The 15,939-nt window shown below is 57.1% G+C and carries 19 protein-coding genes and 1 riboswitch; of the genes, 11 read left to right on the top strand and 8 right to left on the bottom strand.

Going from position 1 to position 15,939, the window contains the following annotated elements; translation table 11 throughout:
- Window positions 1–61 precede the first annotated feature (61 nt).
- Both A6F49_RS05110 and A6F49_RS05105 read left to right on the top strand, forming a co-directional pair.
- Window positions 62–538, top strand: coding sequence for an aspartate-alanine antiporter-like transporter (locus A6F49_RS05110; protein WP_043057360.1), 477 nt, complete (start codon window positions 62–64; stop codon window positions 536–538).
- A complete protein-coding gene (locus A6F49_RS05105; RefSeq protein ID WP_043057361.1) occupies window positions 535–1,482 on the top strand; it encodes a quinone oxidoreductase family protein in 948 nt (315 codons plus the stop codon). Before A6F49_RS05110 ends, A6F49_RS05105 begins: the two co-directional genes overlap by 4 nt.
- Here A6F49_RS05105 and A6F49_RS05100 read toward each other — a convergent pair.
- The gene (locus A6F49_RS05100) at window positions 1,479–2,297 is read right to left on the bottom strand and encodes a glycerophosphodiester phosphodiesterase (RefSeq protein ID WP_043057413.1); all 819 of its coding nucleotides are present in this window, start codon (window positions 2,295–2,297) and stop codon (window positions 1,479–1,481) included. The genes A6F49_RS05105 and A6F49_RS05100 overlap by 4 nt on opposite strands.
- Window positions 2,298–2,443: 146 nt before the next feature.
- On the opposite strand from A6F49_RS05100, the gene A6F49_RS05095 reads away from it, so the two are divergent.
- From A6F49_RS05095 to A6F49_RS05085, 3 genes are all read left to right on the top strand, one after another.
- Window positions 2,444–3,703, top strand: a complete 1,260-nt coding sequence (locus A6F49_RS05095) for a DUF4434 domain-containing protein (RefSeq protein WP_150119398.1) — start codon at window positions 2,444–2,446, stop codon at window positions 3,701–3,703.
- A gap of 68 nt (window positions 3,704–3,771) precedes the next feature.
- Window positions 3,772–4,059 (top strand): hypothetical protein, encoded by a 288-nt coding sequence (locus A6F49_RS05090; RefSeq protein WP_043057363.1) that lies wholly within the window; start codon window positions 3,772–3,774, stop codon window positions 4,057–4,059.
- A gap of 69 nt (window positions 4,060–4,128) precedes the next feature.
- A complete protein-coding gene (locus A6F49_RS05085) occupies window positions 4,129–4,917 on the top strand; it encodes an NAD-dependent epimerase/dehydratase family protein (RefSeq protein WP_043057364.1) in 789 nt (262 codons plus the stop codon).
- Window positions 4,918–4,951: 34 nt separating this feature from the next.
- Here A6F49_RS05085 and A6F49_RS05080 read toward each other — a convergent pair whose 3' ends face one another.
- Entirely contained in the window at window positions 4,952–5,269 is a 318-nt protein-coding gene (locus A6F49_RS05080; RefSeq protein ID WP_043057365.1) for a helix-turn-helix domain-containing protein, read from the bottom strand.
- Window positions 5,270–5,310: 41 nt separating this feature from the next.
- Window positions 5,311–5,598, bottom strand: coding sequence for a hypothetical protein (locus A6F49_RS05075; protein ID WP_150119397.1), 288 nt, complete (start codon window positions 5,596–5,598; stop codon window positions 5,311–5,313).
- A 330-nt stretch (window positions 5,599–5,928) separates the two neighbouring features.
- Between A6F49_RS05075 and A6F49_RS17985 the strand changes: the two genes are divergently transcribed.
- Window positions 5,929–6,075, top strand: coding sequence for a hypothetical protein (locus A6F49_RS17985; RefSeq protein ID WP_161485771.1), 147 nt, complete (start codon window positions 5,929–5,931; stop codon window positions 6,073–6,075).
- 82 nt (window positions 6,076–6,157) lie between these two features.
- On the opposite strand, the gene A6F49_RS05070 is transcribed toward A6F49_RS17985, so the two are convergent.
- The 3 genes from A6F49_RS05070 to A6F49_RS05060 all read right to left on the bottom strand — a co-directional run bounded on the left by A6F49_RS05070 (window position 6,158) and on the right by A6F49_RS05060 (window position 8,805).
- A complete protein-coding gene (locus A6F49_RS05070; protein WP_235604870.1) occupies window positions 6,158–7,987 on the bottom strand; it encodes a DUF262 domain-containing protein in 1,830 nt (609 codons plus the stop codon).
- A gap of 150 nt (window positions 7,988–8,137) precedes the next feature.
- The gene (locus A6F49_RS05065) at window positions 8,138–8,371 is read right to left on the bottom strand and encodes a hypothetical protein (protein ID WP_043057368.1); all 234 of its coding nucleotides are present in this window, start codon (window positions 8,369–8,371) and stop codon (window positions 8,138–8,140) included.
- 59 nt (window positions 8,372–8,430) lie between these two features.
- On the bottom strand, window positions 8,431–8,805 hold the full coding sequence (locus A6F49_RS05060) for a PH domain-containing protein (protein ID WP_043057369.1): 375 nt from the start codon (window positions 8,803–8,805) through the stop codon (window positions 8,431–8,433).
- Between the two features lie 296 nt (window positions 8,806–9,101).
- On the opposite strand from A6F49_RS05060, the gene A6F49_RS05055 reads away from it, so the two are divergent.
- The 5 genes from A6F49_RS05055 to A6F49_RS05035 all read left to right on the top strand — a co-directional run bounded on the left by A6F49_RS05055 (window position 9,102) and on the right by A6F49_RS05035 (window position 13,656).
- Window positions 9,102–9,926: a hypothetical protein gene (locus tag A6F49_RS05055; RefSeq protein WP_043057370.1), complete on the top strand. Its 825-nt coding sequence runs from the start codon at window positions 9,102–9,104 to the stop codon at window positions 9,924–9,926.
- Window positions 9,927–10,056: 130 nt separating this feature from the next.
- Window positions 10,057–10,167: riboswitch (TPP riboswitch) on the top strand.
- A gap of 36 nt (window positions 10,168–10,203) precedes the next feature.
- Window positions 10,204–10,887, top strand: coding sequence for a YkoF family thiamine/hydroxymethylpyrimidine-binding protein (locus A6F49_RS05050; protein ID WP_052504766.1), 684 nt, complete (start codon window positions 10,204–10,206; stop codon window positions 10,885–10,887).
- On the top strand, window positions 10,884–11,498 hold the full coding sequence (locus A6F49_RS05045) for an ECF transporter S component (protein ID WP_043057372.1): 615 nt from the start codon (window positions 10,884–10,886) through the stop codon (window positions 11,496–11,498). The genes A6F49_RS05050 and A6F49_RS05045 overlap by 4 nt, the downstream gene beginning before the upstream one ends.
- On the top strand, window positions 11,495–12,913 hold the full coding sequence (locus tag A6F49_RS05040) for an ABC transporter ATP-binding protein (RefSeq protein ID WP_052504767.1): 1,419 nt from the start codon (window positions 11,495–11,497) through the stop codon (window positions 12,911–12,913). Before A6F49_RS05045 ends, A6F49_RS05040 begins: the two co-directional genes overlap by 4 nt.
- The gene (locus tag A6F49_RS05035; protein ID WP_043057373.1) at window positions 12,910–13,656 is read left to right on the top strand and encodes an energy-coupling factor transporter transmembrane component T family protein; all 747 of its coding nucleotides are present in this window, start codon (window positions 12,910–12,912) and stop codon (window positions 13,654–13,656) included. The genes A6F49_RS05040 and A6F49_RS05035 overlap by 4 nt, the downstream gene beginning before the upstream one ends.
- A 36-nt stretch (window positions 13,657–13,692) precedes the next feature.
- Here A6F49_RS05035 and A6F49_RS05030 read toward each other — a convergent pair whose 3' ends face one another.
- Window positions 13,693–14,955 (bottom strand): ATP-binding protein, encoded by a 1,263-nt coding sequence (locus A6F49_RS05030; RefSeq protein ID WP_043057374.1) that lies wholly within the window; start codon window positions 14,953–14,955, stop codon window positions 13,693–13,695.
- A 484-nt stretch (window positions 14,956–15,439) separates the two neighbouring features.
- A complete protein-coding gene (locus tag A6F49_RS17665; RefSeq protein WP_150119396.1) occupies window positions 15,440–15,742 on the bottom strand; it encodes a hypothetical protein in 303 nt (100 codons plus the stop codon).
- Window positions 15,743–15,939 lie beyond the last annotated feature (197 nt).

The following is a 15,939-nucleotide window of genomic DNA, read 5'->3' as shown; positions in this document are numbered from 1 at the left end:
TCCGATATTGAGTTAGGGCATAGAGTAAACCGCCAACGCTTTTGCCGCTACTGTTAGCAGTATGGTCGAAGTACTTGTGGCGGCACCGCTGCTGGCACTGTTTCTGACAATTGCCTTCGGCACCCTGATTGGGGCCATTCCCTTCGGACCGTTACGCTTCGGCGCGGCCGGCGCACTATTCGTCGGGCTAGCAATCGGGGCCATTGACCCAAGAATTGGTGAAGGCTGGGGGATTGTTCAAACCATCGGACTAGGACTATTTGTCTACACCGTTGGCTTGGCTTCCGGCGCCACCTTTTTCAAAGACTTACGCAAGCAGTATCCGATCATGATCGGCGCGGTCATTCTGCTCATCGTTTTCGCAGGACTCGCCGCCGTCGCACCGCACTGTTTGCGCTGGGGATCATCGTCAAAATTATTCTCGTCCAAGGGCTCGTGGCGTTGTGATTGCTTGGCATACGTGAGCCATCTTGCATATTGCAAGCGTTTCCCGAGTCTAGGAATTGCTCAGATTCACCAGGTAGTCTGCCCAATATGAAAGCAGTTGCATTTGATACCCCAGGCGGCCCAGAAGTTCTCAACGTTGTAGACCTCCCGGATCCAGAAGTAGGACAGGGCGAGGTACTCATTCGAGTCCAAACCGCCGCGGTCAGTCCCACTGACACGATGCGCCGCGCCGGAGCCCGTACCGAGGGCAAGGAAGGACCATTCGTCCCGGGGATGGATGTAGCTGGCATTATTGAAGCCATCGACGCCGATGCCAACACCGATCTGACGGTTGGCGAAAAGGTCATGGCCATTGTGGTGCCCGACGGCGCACACGGCGCTTATGCTCAGCGCGTCGTCGTGCCGATTGAATCTGTAGTGCGCATGCCAGAAGGTGCAACATTTGCAGAAGCCTGCACCCTGCCGATGAACGGGCTGACCGCCCGCCTGGCCCTGGACACCTTGGACCTGCCGGAAGGTTCGACCCTGGTGGTCACCGGCGCGGCCGGGATTCTGGGCGGTTATGTGATCCAGTTGGCCAAAGCCGATGGGCTGGTCGTGATGGCAGATACCTCCGATGCCGACGACGAACTGGTGTTGTCCCTGGGTGCCGATATCGTCAAACTACGCGGTGAGACCTTCCCTGATGCAGTGCGCACCGAATTCCCCAAGGGCGTTGACGCCGTGGTGGATGCCGCGGTTTTGGAAGACGATATTCTGCCCGCCGTCAAAGATGGTGGCACGGTCATTACGATTCGCGGTGCCAAGGGCGAGCGCGATCGCGGCGTGACCTTCCAACCCATCTGGGTGGCCAACTATGCTAAAGAACGCGCCAAACTTGATGCGCTGCGCCAGCAGGTTGAAGACGGCGTGCTGACCTTGCGCGTTGCCGATGTGCTGCAGATGGAAGACGCTGCCGAAGCGCACCGGAAGATGGAAGCCGGTGGCATTCGCGGCCGGATCGTACTGGAGTTCGGCGATATCCCGTGGGCCTAAACGGTCACCGTGGCCACGCGTTCTAATGCCCAGGCCGGGTCGTCGACCGTGACCTGCTGAATGCCCAGGCTACGGGCGGTTTGCGGCTGACGATCAGTGGCAACCGTCCACATCCGCACGGTCCGCCCGGCCTCGGTCCACAACCGCAACATCGAGGCGTGATGCGCCAACCAACCCGTTGACGGGCCCAGCAAATCCGCTGGGCCCGGCGTCGTCTGAGGCGAACCAATCTGCAGGGCGTGCGCATTGAACGAGTCAAACAGCGGGCACAGGCGCGCGGCCGGTACAGCATCAGCAACCCGATCCAGGGCGTTGAGCGAAAAGCTCATGATCGACACACTCACCAAACCGGCCTGACCATTCGGACACAACACACCGGTGGTCGCATCCCAACCCCAGCGCTGCAACCAGTCCAACACCGCATCTTCAATCAACCCGGCGCTGGCCGGGGTAATCTTCATCTCCAGCGCCAACTCGACCGGCCGGCCCGCACCCACCAGCAGCTCGGTCAACTCATCCAGCGTCAGCAGCTGATTCGTCGTCCTGCCATACGCCGTCGGCAGTGCCTTGCTGCGCGCCTTCCACGAATGCACATCCAACTGGCGCATCTGGGCCAGCGTGTGGGCCTGCACATCACCCTGACCATCCGAGGTCCGATTCACGGTGGTATCGTGCCAGCACACTAACACCCCATCCGCGGTGATCTGCACATCGGTTTCCACGCCGTCAGCTCCGACGGCAAGCGCATGGCTAAAGGCCGCGCGGGTATGTTCGGCGTATTGGGTACTGGCACCACGGTGAGCAAAAACTTTCACGCCCGCCACCGTAATCACTCCGCGTGACACTAGAACGACCAGCCCGTGAACATCAGCTAACGACCACGCCAATGTTCTGTTCACCGACTCAATTTCTAACGCGCCACCACGGCGGTCCCCAGAGTGTAGGGCTAGACTCACCACTGATGCCGCAACCAGATACACCGTTGAACCAACCCGCCCCGACCAGTCGCTCGACCCTGCGTCGGCGGCTCCTGCTGACCGTGCTCATTGTGCTCGTGGCCGCAGCCTCCACCATCTACGGGCTGGTCCAGCTGAATGAAGATAATGACGACGACGGCGCGGCTGCCGATCCGCGCCCGGAAGCTTCTGCAACACCAATCTGCCGTGCCGAGGGTGAATTCGTTGCGGGCTTCATGTCCCCGCAGGCCGACGACCAACGGACCCAGAGCATCCTGGAAACCATGAACACAGACGCCGTGACCTTCGGCGGTCGAATCGTACCGGCCGAGGCGGCCGATTATCCCGGCGAAGTTGCCGAAGCGATCGGGGGCCGAGATGCCTATGAGTACACCGTGGCGATGCACTGGGACGGCAACGACCTGGCCGAACCCGACCAGATTGTGCAGATCGGCGATACTTCCTTTGGCATCATCGCCGCCGGTGACAACAGCGTGGTCATCACGGAGTCCAGTGCTGGCGCGGATCATTTCCACTCGCTGACCCGCACCGCCACCGAGCTCGACACGAATGCGTTCATAGGACTGCCGGTACCCCAAATGCGCACCTCGGGTGAAACCTGGCTGCCGGATAATAGTTACGCCGACGTCGTCGATGCGTTCTCCCAAAAATTCGTGACCGCTTACCAGCAGCGCGGGGCCGACGGCTTCTACCTGGCCATGGAAATGCCGCTGACCCCCGAAGCCCATTGGAACCCGGTCACCGACTACTACGCCCGCCAAACCCACATCATCAACGACATCGCCCCGGGCACCACCGTGCTGATCTCACCGTATTTGGAAGGCCGTCAAGACCGCCAGACAATCAGCCCCGAAACCGCAGCCCGCGGCTATGAGAAACTGCTCGGACTGGGCAACGGCACGCGCATCGTGGTTTCGCCCCAGGACGGCGTGGGGGTGGGCACGACGGCGTTGGCAGCTGACGAATCCGAGGCTCACAGTGTCACGGTCGAAGACTACTTTGCCGCCCTGCACGAAGTGGACCCTGAGCGACTGTATGTCACGATCGAAGCGATGACACCCGGCGGCGGCAGCCCCGATTCGCGTGAGCCGACCACTCGCGACCGGGTTGAAGAGCAACTTGACGCGACCGATCCGTACGTTCAGGGTGCGATCGGGTTCCAGTGGGCTGAGCCGAACTCGATGGTGCACATTGACCACATCGGAGCTGGTGCCTGCGCGGCTGGCCCCGGCCAGCTCGAATAAAACGCGAGTCTGATGTACGTTATCCTGTATCCTCACCGTGATGCACAATACACAGTAGAATCGCTGCCATGTACAAGGTAACCGCAATGGAACTCAAACACCATACGGCATCGGTACTTCGTCCAGTCACCGCAACCAAGGACATCATCGTGACCGAATATGGTGAACCCAGGTGGCGCATAAGCACCTATCACCATGATGAGGCTGCGCTTGCGCGACTTGAACGGCTCGGACATTACACCCCTCCGGCAAAGGTCCCGACCCCATGGCCAGAAAGTCCCAGTGGGCCGAAATACACTGATGCAGAGGTCGCCGAACTGCTTGATGAAACGCGCAACGACAAAACCGTCATGTAGCTATCTGTGGAGACATGAATTTCCCCACGATCTAGGGTTTCAGCTGTTTATATCAGATTGGAATACAGTATGGACCTTCCCGTACAGGCACCCGCATCTGGGCTGAATTGGGAACCTCAGCCAGAGGGGCATCGCATCCTGGTTACCGGTGCCGCCGGGACCGTTGCCAACCTGATCACTTCTCGGCTTGCGGAGTCGTACGAGCTGATAGGTATCGACTCCGCACCTATCGACAACGATGATTTCGTTGAAACGCATCAGGCAGATCTCGACGACGACGCGCTACTGAACCGGCTGGTATCCGAAGCAGACTATGTGCTGCACTTCGCAACGGGTGCTGGTGCCGGAAAGGACGGTTTGTACGCCGTCGACATTGATGCGACCAACCGCATCCTGGCCGCAGCGATACAGTACGGTACCCGTCGCGTTGTTTTAGCGTCTAGTAATCACGCGGCCGGATGGCACGAACGCGAGCACCTTGCCGGTCGTAGTGATGGCCATGTCAAACCTTCAGATCCACCGCGACCCGATGGCATGTACGGTGCGGCCAAAGCCTACATGGAAGCAGTCGGCCGATTCGCCTGCGACGCATCCGGACTGCCCGTGAGCGTGCTGCGCATCGGGACCATGCGAGCCAACATGACCCTGCAAGAACTCATCGACTCCGATGAACTGGGTTACCTCGGCTTCGGCGAATTCAGGCAACAACGACTCAAGCGAACCTGGCTGACCGGTGATGACCTCGTCGACATACTGCTCGAAGAGTTCAACGCACCAGAACCGTATCGGCTTCGTTTCGCTACATCATCACCAGATCAATACGAATGGGACCATTCGATTTACACCGGAGGCTCATGACTCACCCCGCAATCGAGGTGGCTTTTGCCGCTGGCTAGTTCGCGTGTTCAGACTGGGGCGTCCCAGCGTCTATTTCCTCAAAGGCGCGAATCTTGTGATCGATGACGGCCCCGATGGCCAACGCATAACGTTGGATTGTTGACTGCAATAGATCTCGATGACCCGCTTCAATTTTCGAAACGCCACTCGGATCGATGCCCATGCGCTCGGCCACTGTCGCTTGTGCAATGTTTCTTTTCTTCCGGAATGCAACAAGATCTTTCATCAACCTAAGGTCAGCTTCAACCAGATAATCGGCATGTCGACTTTCTGGGTCGCTATTGTCAATCCCAAGAATTGATTCGATACTCATGTGTTCTCCAAAAATCTAAACATGCATTCCAGTGCATGTTGCTATTCTAGCCCAAGAAACTCTTTGATGCGAAGATACGAGTCTTTGACATGGTCATTTTGTCTTCTCAGTCCTGCTTCATTGGCTGGTTTTGCACGGAGCCGTGCAGCCACGAGAATGCTGGGTTGGCTGACAGGCTCGCTAAAGTAGAGTCGAATCTTATAAGCTCCATCTGGATATTGGACTGTGCGCTGAAGTCGCAGTTCTAGGATGGCTGGTTGTATTCTCATCTCATAGACATCGTCGGATTTGCCATAGACCAAAACGCCCCGCTCTGCCGCAATGAGCATTCGCTGCAGTGACCTTTGGACAAGCAAGAACTGATGTCGATTCCCAATCATCATTTCAATAGTACGTAGATCGCTCTTCCTGTTCGGATGTGGGCAGTCGACCCATTTCCCGCCTTGATGGCAGCTTCGTAAGCCAGGTGGATTTGTAACAGGGAAGCCTGGTTCCTTGGATTTTTTAATTGGCGTCAATGGGATGGCTCGCTTCCTGCAAGGTGCTGGAACTTATGCGGACTGATTTGTTGTAGTTCTCGCTATGCGAAGAGGTCGCGACGTGTAGGAGCAAGAATAGCAATTTTCGGGGAATTCCCATCGAAGCCTGTGGATAACGTGATGAGCAGCGAGTCAGGGCTGCCGGGCAGGGTGCTGCGCATCGGGACCATGCGAGCTAACATGACCCTGCAGGAGCTCATCGATTCGAAAGAACTGGCCCATCTCGGCTTCGGCGAGTTCAGAGAACAACGACTCAAACGGACGTAACCGACCGGAGACGACCTTGTTGCGGTGCCTCCAGAATTCCGCAGATGAATGTGGATATCGGCGAAAGAACTCGGCTGGGCTATTAGTCAGAATCGTCGCCTTCGGCGAGTTCCTCATCAAGGTCAACGAGAGCTGTTGTATCCGTCGTCGAAGGGTCGGGGACGTGAGACGTGAGCAAATCGTGGATGCGTTCGGTCAGAATTACGCTCCGATCATCATAGAAGCTCATGAATTCCGTTACGGAGCTAGGAAGAGACTGAGGTAGCGCGTTACGGGCAAGGAAAGCGCTGTGGTTTTCCGGCTGCGAGTACTCTTCAGCCAACCACCCATCTGGTGCTTTGGCAGATTTGCCGATGTTCTCAAGACCGGGAAGGAGCTGAAGGTTAGGTAGACGATCCCTGCGATCAATAAGCTCGTCGATCTGCTCAGGAGTGAATCGTGGTGTGCCGTCGCCGCATTTTTCACGGCGTAAGCTTCTCTTGTCGAGCAGCGTCGCGGGGAATACGTGGTCAATGTGGAATTGGTTTCGTGTGTCCACATGTGGAAACAGTGCCGCAAGCACTGCGAAGGTCCGAGCCTTTCCATACTTCAGGCTCAAAATGTCATCAATTAAAGCGTCGGTAACAGTGAGCGGTTTACCCCGTACTGACATCGCCCGCTCGATCGCAACGACTGGGAATGACGAGTCACCCTGTGACTTGATGACCTCACGCAAGTCTCTTAGTAATGTGTCCAAGCCTGAACCCCACACGCCTCGCACGATCAGGGAGCGCAGAACCCACGATCGAAGTGTCTCACGGTCGTTCCGAGTTTTAGGTGACTCACGATATGAGTGATCAAGGCCGCGCTGGTGAACGTAGTAGGCGACGGGGATGAGTACGCTGTCCGCAGTGAGCGACCCGCCTGATAGGCCGAAGTCACTGAGTAGCCCAACGGCGACATGTAGAGAGCTACTCATAGCATCCCAGCCGGCTTCGAGCTTGGCCATGTTAGCGGTCGTAAAGTTCCTTACCTTAAAACCAATGTCACCGACGTCGGCCATAACCAGACCCGATTTCAGGATGGTGTCACGTGTGAAGTTAAAGCCGTTGCCAGTCTGATTAAGGGAATCCACCAGCCCGTGAACGGCTGCTCGAGCGTCGCCCTCCCATTGGGCAGTGGCAATAGACAGAAGAAGGTCGCTATAGGATAGAACCGTTCCTCCAGAGTTGACCCGGACAAAAATGTCTAACACACGCTCAATGTCTTGGTCGTCCTCTTCATAGAAGTGGAGACTGGCGGTTTTGTGGACTGCTTCCCAGAGCTTGCTAGCCAATGCTGAAGCATCCGGATCGTTCCCCACTCCGTGCCTGGCCAGTAGCTGTATAAAAGCCGAAGTATCTGATGCCTCGAAGATCTCGGGAACTGGTAGCCATTGCTTGTTCGGGTCGTTCGCCGCTCGTTCTACATCGTCCTTCGTGAGGAATTGGAAATGATACTTAAGGCCAAGTTCGTTCTCCGGTGCTTCTTCGGCCAGGTTTACGTGAAGGCGGCGCTCTGGGTAAGACCACGGCTTGTTCGCCCAGCCGCCATGGTTTTTGTATGCATAGGTGCCACGAAGGCCGATGTTGAGGGAGGTTAGTCGCTGCTGACCGTCGAGGATGGCGATTACCTCTCTGTCCGCTGGAATGTCGATCACAGGATTGTGGCGATTATCGAAGGCGCTGTAATCCTTCATAAACCCATAGAACCTGAACTTGTTAACCGTCTCGGGAAGAACCTTCCAGGAAAGGAAGCTGCCGATTGGATATCCGCGCATGACCGAATCGAAGACGCGGATAACCTGCGATGGCTTCCAGACATATTCGCGTTGGATCGCGGGCAGTATCAGCTGGCGATTCTGGATTTGATGCAATGCCGTGGCGATTGTCATCGGTACTTTATGACCCATCTCACTATGCTACTTCGCGCCGAGAAGTTCGCCGCTCATGTTGCTGATCGATGTTATTGCCTGTCTTCGCTATGCGAAACTCTCCGTTCGATGGACGTCATTGGCGCTATTGTTGGCTGGCTTCAGTTCTGTTCACTCCTCTTGGAGCGTCGGCTCCGTATATGAGCCAAGGTTCGGATGATATCTAACGGTATGGCTTTGTCCGTCTTCGGTCAGGACGGTTAGCAGCTCGATCTCGTTGGAGTAGGAGCCGATATGAGCCGCCATATTGCCCGCCATGAATTGCGCAGCAGGCTCGTATTGGCCACCTTGCCACTGGCCGTTTTTGACATGCGCGATCAGCTGGTCTGCAGTTGGTGCCTCCACGCTGTCGAAGGCACTTGATGTGTAGTGGCCATCGATAGCCGTCCGTTGTGGCCTAATGTCTACAAAACGTAGCTGCCGATCAGCTGTGCCAGCGCGCGAATGTCGACTCTGCCCTTGAACTCAAACCGTACGGTGCCCAATCCACTGAACATGAGATCGAGTTCAGCATCCAGGTCGAAGGTACCGGCAGTTTCGACGGAGAATGCCTGGACCTTAGAATAGGGGAGCGAAGTGTAGTCCCGTTTCTTACCAGTCATACCTTGAACATTGACTGCAATGACGCGTTTATTCGTGAAGATCACTGAGTCGCGAATGCCTTTGAACGCCGATAGCAGTTCTTCGCCGGCAACCAGGAGCGGAGCGACTTCTTTGTGGGCGGCTTGTGGGTCGATTGGGCTGAGTTTAAAATACGAGCTGTTCTGAAAGTCGATCATGTCATTAATGTAGGCGAGTCTCGTCGTCGATAGCCTCTCTATGACGGGCTCCTTTCAACGCATTTTGTTCAGCAGAATGAGGAGTGTCCTCGACATATAAGAAAAAGTTTCAAGTGAAATCAAGTGTAAACGCGTGATTGTTTTTGATTGCTTTTTGATGCTTGGTCACTATCAGTTGTGCTTTGAAGCATCGTGCTACGTTCGATAGCTGGATACGTCGGTGGATTCCATGCGCTGTGCACTGGGGTTTCAGTCGACGATGCGACATCACTACGCCCCTCAATACTGGAGAGACCATGAAACGTATTTCACGAAACATGCTGGCAGTGACTGCCTCTGCCTCGCTATTTGTACTGGCCGGCTGTGGCGGTCAGGGAGTTGAAGACGTACCGGCACTGTCCGAGATCGACGACCTGATGTGGGAAACCATGCAGAACGAAGGATCGGTCACCATGACCGCCGATCTCGCACTGATCGCCGATGGCGATCCGATGGTTGAGCAGATGTTCGGTGGCGCCACAGACATGAGCATTTACGGTGCTCTCGACGGTTCGGCTACCGGCGTCAGCGTGGGCGACAACGACTTCATGCGCGTCTTTGGGCAAGAAGAAGCATTTATTTCCGGAGATGCCCTCTTTGCCATGTTCGAAGGCGAAGGCCTGGGCCTTGATGCATCGCAGCAAGAGCAGCTTGATGCAGTCTCCGAAGAGTTCGCTGACAACTGGATCGATTTCAGCAGCGAACTGTCCGGTGAAGAGGACGAGTTCAACATCGGTGCACTGTTCTCCAGACTGCAAGATGACTGGACCGGCGAGGGCGACTCCAGCGACACCCCAGTCGACCGGGACGAAGTTTCTGACCAAGGTACCCACGAGGTCCGCGATGACATCGACGTCTGGGTATACACCGGTGAAGAAGACGGCCAGGAACTGGTTCTGATTGCCGATCACGATGCTCCGAAGTTCTACGAACTTTCTGATGATGAAATGACCATGAAGTTCACCGGCTGGGGCGAGACCGAATCGCCAACACGTCCTGACGACGCCAGTGTTCTGAGCCAGGAAGACGCTCAGCAGCGCATCATGGAAACGCTCATGAGCGGCGCAATGGGCTCCAACTAACCTTCCATAACGCAACCGCACCCCGGCCGAGTGTCGAACACGCCAGTTCGATACCAGGCCGGGGTTTTGCGTTATGTAGAAAATCGCAACGTTGGCCAGACGCCGTCTTAACCGACTATGGTGGTGTGCGACATAGACCCCGGGGTGCACTGAAACTGGTGCTGAGAGTGCGGAGATGCCGCAGACCCGATTCAACCTGATCCAGATCATGCTGGCGTAGGGAGAGGTCCGAAGTTCTCGAGTTGTTGAGAGCCCGGTGGTCGGAAGGGAGACCACCGTGAGTGGTCCAACATTATCGCCCCAAACGCTCGGGGCAGAGCTTACCCCCGAACAAATCGGCATTGGGATGCGCATCAGCGTCCACCCGCACGCCGATGACTTTGAACGCATCATTCTGGATGCCATCGAACACACCAACGAAGTCCTGACACCCTACGGGCTGACCGAGGGCCTGGACATCAAAACCGGTGAAGTCTCCACCTACGTGGGAGTCAAAACCGGCGACGCCGCACAAAAACTTGCCGCCTATGCGGCCACCCTAATTCACTCGGCCTCAGTGGCATCAGAACGACGTCACCTGACTAGCCACATTCTGCTGTCTCGCGGATGCCCAGGAGGTGCCGCCTGCGAACTGATCCCCGGTGAACTACCTGCCGAAAAGCGTGTCTTCCTCGACAAATCCGGTATTCCAGCGGCCGCGTCCTGGTCGCTGTACCCGCTGACCGATGGCAACGTGCCGCACATGGATCCGATCATGGAGGCCATCCAAGAGGTCAAAGACTCCGGACTTGAGGTTAGCGAAGACCACTTCGCTACCACTGTGCGCGGAGACCTCTCCTGCGTGCTCGCCGTCATCTTCAACGCCTGGGCAAAAGTCGGCGAACACGTACCCCACGTCGTCTCCCATGTGTCGCTGTCCTTGGATTCTCCAAGCGCACGGAACACCGGTGATGCAGCATGACCGCCACAAAACAACAATCCACCTACCGCAACCCGTATGACAGCCCATTCAAATGGCAGCTCAAAGACCTCGTGCTGGTGGTCGTACTGGGCGTGGTCTTTGGGTTTGTCTATTGGGCATTAGTCCAAGCCTGGAACGGCCTGGCTATTGCCATGGGACCGGCTGGCGATCTGGCCCAACACTTCCTGCAGGGCGGCTGGCTGTTGGTCGCACCATTGGCTGTGGCGATCACGCGTAAAGCCGGGTCCGGCATCCTTGCCGAAATCATCGCCGCGACCATGGAGTTCGTGTTCCTGGGCTCGCCGGTGGGCCCAATGTTGCTACTGGCAGCATTCCTACAGGGCTTTGGCTCCGAACTCCCATTCGCCCTTGGACGCTATAAGCGCTTCGGCATCACCCGGTATGCGATCAGCGGGTTCCTCGGCGCCTTCTTCGTGTTCTGGTCCACCGCGATTCAATCGGGGTGGATTGGCCAAGAAATCTTGGGCCTGCGCCTCGCCATTCACTGCACCTCGGGCATCATTCTGGGTGGCATCCTGGCCTGGATGCTCGTCAAAGCCATTAAGAAAACCGGGGTCGTGGATAACTACGCCATCGGAAGGGCGCAATGACGCCGACCCAACCGCTGGTTGAGCTGCGCGGATTCACTGCTGTGGATCCGCGCACCAACCGGGTGCTCCTCGAAGACATCAACCTGACTGTGCACCCCGGCGAGCAACTGCTCCTGTTGGGCGCCTCGGGTGCCGGCAAATCTACACTGCTGGATGCCATCCGCGGGGTCGTCCCACACTCGGTGCCGCTCAACATCTCCGGCGACTGCTTCGTGGCCGGCCAACCGGTTATCACCAAGACCGTGGCCGAGCTGAGCCGAACCGTAGGCAACGTACCCCAGGACCCCCACGCCAGCATCACGCTGCCACTGGTTGAAGACGAAATCGCCCTCACCCTGGAAAACCACGGCATCGACCCAGCCGAAATCGGCTCGCGCGTGCACAAACTGCTGGCCTCCGTGGACGCCGACCACCTGTTGCACCACCGCACCCAGAGTCTGTCGGGCGGCTGGGTCCAACGTATCGCTACGGTCGCAGCGCTCGCAGCAGAACCCAGTGTGGTGCTGGCCGATGAACCCACCTCCATGCTCGACGGCGCAGGCGTTGCCGCAGTCATGCAGGTGCTCACCGAACTCACCGGCGACGACGGCGCCCTGATTCTGGTGGAACACCGACTCGACGAACTCGCCGACGGCCCCGGCCTACCCGAACGCACCGTGGTGATCGACGGCGGAGCAATCCAAGCCGATGGCCCAACCGACCATGTCTTGGCCAAACACGCACACCAACTCGAAGCCAACGGAGTCTGGACCCCGGGCGTGCGATTACCCGTCTACGAGGCACCAATCATCGACGACGCCGCCGCACCGCTGCTGCGCGCTGCCAATCTCACCGTCCGCCCGGCACCCAAAGCCGACCCGGTCGTCACCAACATCAATCTCGATATCCGCGCGGGCGAGCGCATCGCTGTGATGGGCGCCAACGGCACCGGCAAAACCACCCTGCTCATGGCACTAGCTGGACTGCTCGCCTGCCACGGCGACATCACCGGCCGCCCACCGGTCATGGTGTTCCAAAACCCCGAACACCAATTCCTCGCCCACTCGGTCCACGACGAACTGCGCTTCGGTCTGAACCCCACTGAGCGCACCGAAGCCGCCATCCAACGGCTGTCCACCGCCTTTGGCATCGACCATTTGGCAGACCTCAACCCATTCCGCCTCTCCGGCGGAGAAAAACGCCGCCTGTCAGTCGCCGCCGGCCTGCTGGCCGCACAACACCGGGCCGAACCCACCGTCCTGCTGGCAGATGAACCCACCTTCGGCCTGGACCGTGCAGCAACCACCACCATGCTCAACGAACTTGCGACCCACGCCAACAGTGGCGGCGCCGTCGTCATCATCACCCACGACCACCGCCTGGCCCAAGCCTGGGCAACCCGCACCATCACGGTCGCCCAGAAAGCCCTGATATGACCCTGACCATCCAACACCCATCCACCCTGGTGACACCCGGAGCCCTGACCCGCTGGAACCCCGCCGTCAAACTCATCACCCTGTTTGTGGTGTCCGTGTCCATGCTGTTCATCTGGGAACCCATCCGCCCCGCGCTGCTCTGGGTCGGGCTGGTGATCATCGCCCTGACCATCGGCAACGTGCCCGCCCGCTGGCTGGCGTACGCCCACATTCCCTTCATCGCCTTTGGATTTGGCCTGTTCCTGGTCAACGTTTTGGCCCGTGCCGACGACGGCGTTGCCATCGGGGCCGCACTTGCCGGTAGAACCCTGGTGATCGGGGTCGCTTCCATTCTGTTTCTGACCTCCACCGCACCCGTGGATCTGATGCGCTCGCTGAATCAGAACCTCAAACTGCCCGCCTCGATCACCTTCGCCGTGCTCGCCGGCTATCAACTGCTGCTCGGACTACCCAAAGAATGGCAGACCATTCGCGCCGCACAGCTCATGCGGCAAGGTGGGGTGGTCAAGCGCAATCGCAAGGGCAAACCAAAACTCACGCTCAAAGACGCCGGGCGGTTAGTCTTCACCGTGCTGATCGTTGCCCTGCGTCGCTCGGAACGAATTGCGACGTCGTTAGAATCCCGCGGGTTCGGGCTCAAACCTCGAACTGTGTACCGGCCCATCTATGTGCGTGCCAGTGACGTCGTACTGGGCATGACCGTAAGCTTCTTTGCCATTGCTTACTGCTTGCCGTGGCTGTAAGAGGTTCGGGGCGGAAACGGCTCGATGTCGAAATGTTCAGGCTGTCAGATGACCTAAGGAAATCACTGATACCCCATCGTTGCGAGTATGGCTGATCTCGCCTGCAGTCAGCACTACCAGCGCGAGATTCTGCGCAGCACGCTCCTCGGTGAGTTTGTTTTTCAGCTTCAGCAGGCTTGTAGCTGCTTTGTTAATGTGTTCGGTGCCGCCCATTTTAACTTCGAAGCCAATCCAACGGCCATCCCGAAATTCAATTATGGCGTCCACTTCAAGGCCGGTCTCATCACGATAGTGGTACACGTTTCCTCGGTGCAGCTCCGCGTATATCCGTAAATCACGTATGGCCAGAGACTCGAATAGGAAGCCAAAAGTGTTTAAGTCTTGCACGAGTCTTGTGGGGCTTGCCTGAAGCGCAGCGGCTGCGAGGGAAGGGTCAATGAAATGCCACTTTGGTTGTACTCGCATTCGAACTTTCGACCGTAAATGTGTGGACCATGCGGGCTGTTCTTCTACGACGAAGATCCGTTCGAGGGCATCCAGATATCGTCGTATGGTGCCACGATCCTGGGGGCCCTGGCCTGGAGCGATCACATCGGCTTCAGCTGCCAGTTTCTGAAGTGTCACCTCGGATGACACATTTCGAGCTAATGCTCTTACGAGTGCATTCATGCGCGCAGGATCAACGCGCTGGTCGGTTGCGGCCAGATCGACTCGAGTCATATCGTCTAGGTAGCTATCTAGATACTCAGAGGCTTCGGCTGTCGGGTCGGTCACCAGCGCTGGCCAACCACCTCGAACGATTATGTGAGCATATGATTCAACGGTGGGACCACCGCCAAAAGCCGAAAACGGTTGTTTTTCAATGATCGTTTGCAGACTAACGGCCCGTGTGCTTTCATTGCTTTCCGCTAGTGACATCGGACGCATCAGAATACGGCGAAAGCGTCCAGCACCGCTATGGCGCGTGATGTCGTCCGCAGGAGTGGCGGAGCCCGTCAGTATGAAATGTCCCTTACCGCTGCGCTCGTCTACTTCATGGCGTACAGCATTCCAGATAGTGGGGGCGAGTTGCCACTCGTCAATGAGACGGGGTGTATCACCTTGCATGATCGTCGACGGCGATGTTTCGGCAAATGCTGGCAGATCTGGAGATGAGTCCAATCGTATCGAGCTAGCTGCGGCTTGTTTAGCGGTAGTAGTTTTTCCAACGGCACGTGGTCCTTGGACAATTACAGCGCCGAAATTTTGAAGCGACCGCTTTAGGGTCTCATCTGCGAATCTTGCATTATACCAAGGCATAATTACACGGTATCATTTATAAAATACGTCATGCAGCACTTTGCGTGAATTCAAACCCGCAGTTTACGTGATTCATATTCCCCGCTTTGCGTGAAAACTGGAGAAGTTCTACTGCGTGGGGCGGCCTCATGAGCGAGGCTTGTGTCGTTCTGCTCGAAGACGCTCGACACGTCCTGACCGAATAAGATCCTTGGGTACCACTTGGCTCTCAAGCTCAGCACAGGCTGTTGTAGACCTCGCATCGGTGAGGCGTACAGTGTCTCTATGGACACAATATTTCATTTCAGATACCTCCAGACGTCCTATGCGAAGCCTCAGTCAAACGCCGGGATCGAAAGCTGGGCACCGGCTCGTTTCGCATGCGTCGAGTCAACTGAGTGTTCTTGTATGTAGCCAAGTCAAAAACGAGACGGGGCTGGTCGACCACGAAAATGGTGTATCAGCTCTGAGTCCTGTTGCAGGCATCGTTTACATTTTAGGAGTCCTAATCCTGGGCTATAGCTGCCGGTGCAAGAACGATGTTGAACTGAGTTTTGGGCCGTTGCCTATCCAGTGCTTGAGCAACGGGAGTTGGAACATCTGAGGGTTGTTCCTCGACTACATTGATGAGGGAAGCTTTGAGGTTCGTCTTCGCCGTGCTGATTGTCGCCCTGCGGCGATCAGAGTGAATTGCGGCCTCGTTGGAATCGCGGGGGTTTGGACTCCAACCTCCTGCCGTGTATCGACCCATCCGGGTCAACGCTACCGACATTGTCGTTGGGATGGCCGTGTGTGGTTTGGCTGTCATCTACGTGCTGGCGTGGCCGTAGCGGCTCGCGGAAATTAGCCCAGTGGTTAGCAAACACTGGGAGAAGTTCTTCTTCGACGAAAGCATATGCCTGCATCCAATGGCCACACTCGACGCCAGTGGCCTCAAGACCATGAGTTTGTAGCATTTCAGTGCAGGTCTGTAGGGTATCTTGTTCACCCATCTGACGGTTTCGT

Origin of the sequence: Enteractinococcus helveticum (assembly GCF_001657475.1) — a bacterium.
GTDB classification, from domain to species: Bacteria; Actinomycetota; Actinomycetes; order Actinomycetales; family Micrococcaceae; genus Yaniella; species Yaniella helvetica.
Note: the sequence above shows the minus strand (reverse complement) of the source record. Positions and strands in the feature narration are given on the sequence as shown.

Bases quoted from the DNA above. Each gene is read 5' to 3' on its own strand.
- A6F49_RS05110 (WP_043057360.1), top strand. From the start codon at position 62: ATGGTCGAAGTACTTGTGGCGGCACCGCTGCTGGCACTGTTTCTGACA.
- A6F49_RS05105 (WP_043057361.1), top strand. From the start codon at position 535: ATGAAAGCAGTTGCATTTGATACCCCAGGCGGCCCAGAAGTTCTCAAC.
- A6F49_RS05095 (WP_150119398.1), top strand. From the start codon at position 2,444: ATGCCGCAACCAGATACACCGTTGAACCAACCCGCCCCGACCAGTCGC.
- A6F49_RS05090 (WP_043057363.1), top strand. From the start codon at position 3,772: ATGTACAAGGTAACCGCAATGGAACTCAAACACCATACGGCATCGGTA.
- A6F49_RS05085 (WP_043057364.1), top strand. From the start codon at position 4,129: ATGGACCTTCCCGTACAGGCACCCGCATCTGGGCTGAATTGGGAACCT.
- A6F49_RS05080 (WP_043057365.1), bottom strand. From the start codon at position 5,269: ATGAGTATCGAATCAATTCTTGGGATTGACAATAGCGACCCAGAAAGT.
- A6F49_RS05075 (WP_150119397.1), bottom strand. From the start codon at position 5,598: ATGCTCATTGCGGCAGAGCGGGGCGTTTTGGTCTATGGCAAATCCGAC.
- A6F49_RS17985 (WP_161485771.1), top strand. From the start codon at position 5,929: ATGAGCAGCGAGTCAGGGCTGCCGGGCAGGGTGCTGCGCATCGGGACC.
- A6F49_RS05070 (WP_235604870.1), bottom strand. From the start codon at position 7,987: ATGACAATCGCCACGGCATTGCATCAAATCCAGAATCGCCAGCTGATA.
- A6F49_RS05060 (WP_043057369.1), bottom strand. From the start codon at position 8,805: ATGATCGACTTTCAGAACAGCTCGTATTTTAAACTCAGCCCAATCGAC.
- A6F49_RS05055 (WP_043057370.1), top strand. From the start codon at position 9,102: ATGAAACGTATTTCACGAAACATGCTGGCAGTGACTGCCTCTGCCTCG.
- A6F49_RS05045 (WP_043057372.1), top strand. From the start codon at position 10,884: ATGACCGCCACAAAACAACAATCCACCTACCGCAACCCGTATGACAGC.
- A6F49_RS05040 (WP_052504767.1), top strand. From the start codon at position 11,495: ATGACGCCGACCCAACCGCTGGTTGAGCTGCGCGGATTCACTGCTGTG.
- A6F49_RS05035 (WP_043057373.1), top strand. From the start codon at position 12,910: ATGACCCTGACCATCCAACACCCATCCACCCTGGTGACACCCGGAGCC.
- A6F49_RS05030 (WP_043057374.1), bottom strand. From the start codon at position 14,955: ATGCCTTGGTATAATGCAAGATTCGCAGATGAGACCCTAAAGCGGTCG.
- A6F49_RS17665 (WP_150119396.1), bottom strand. From the start codon at position 15,742: ATGACAGCCAAACCACACACGGCCATCCCAACGACAATGTCGGTAGCG.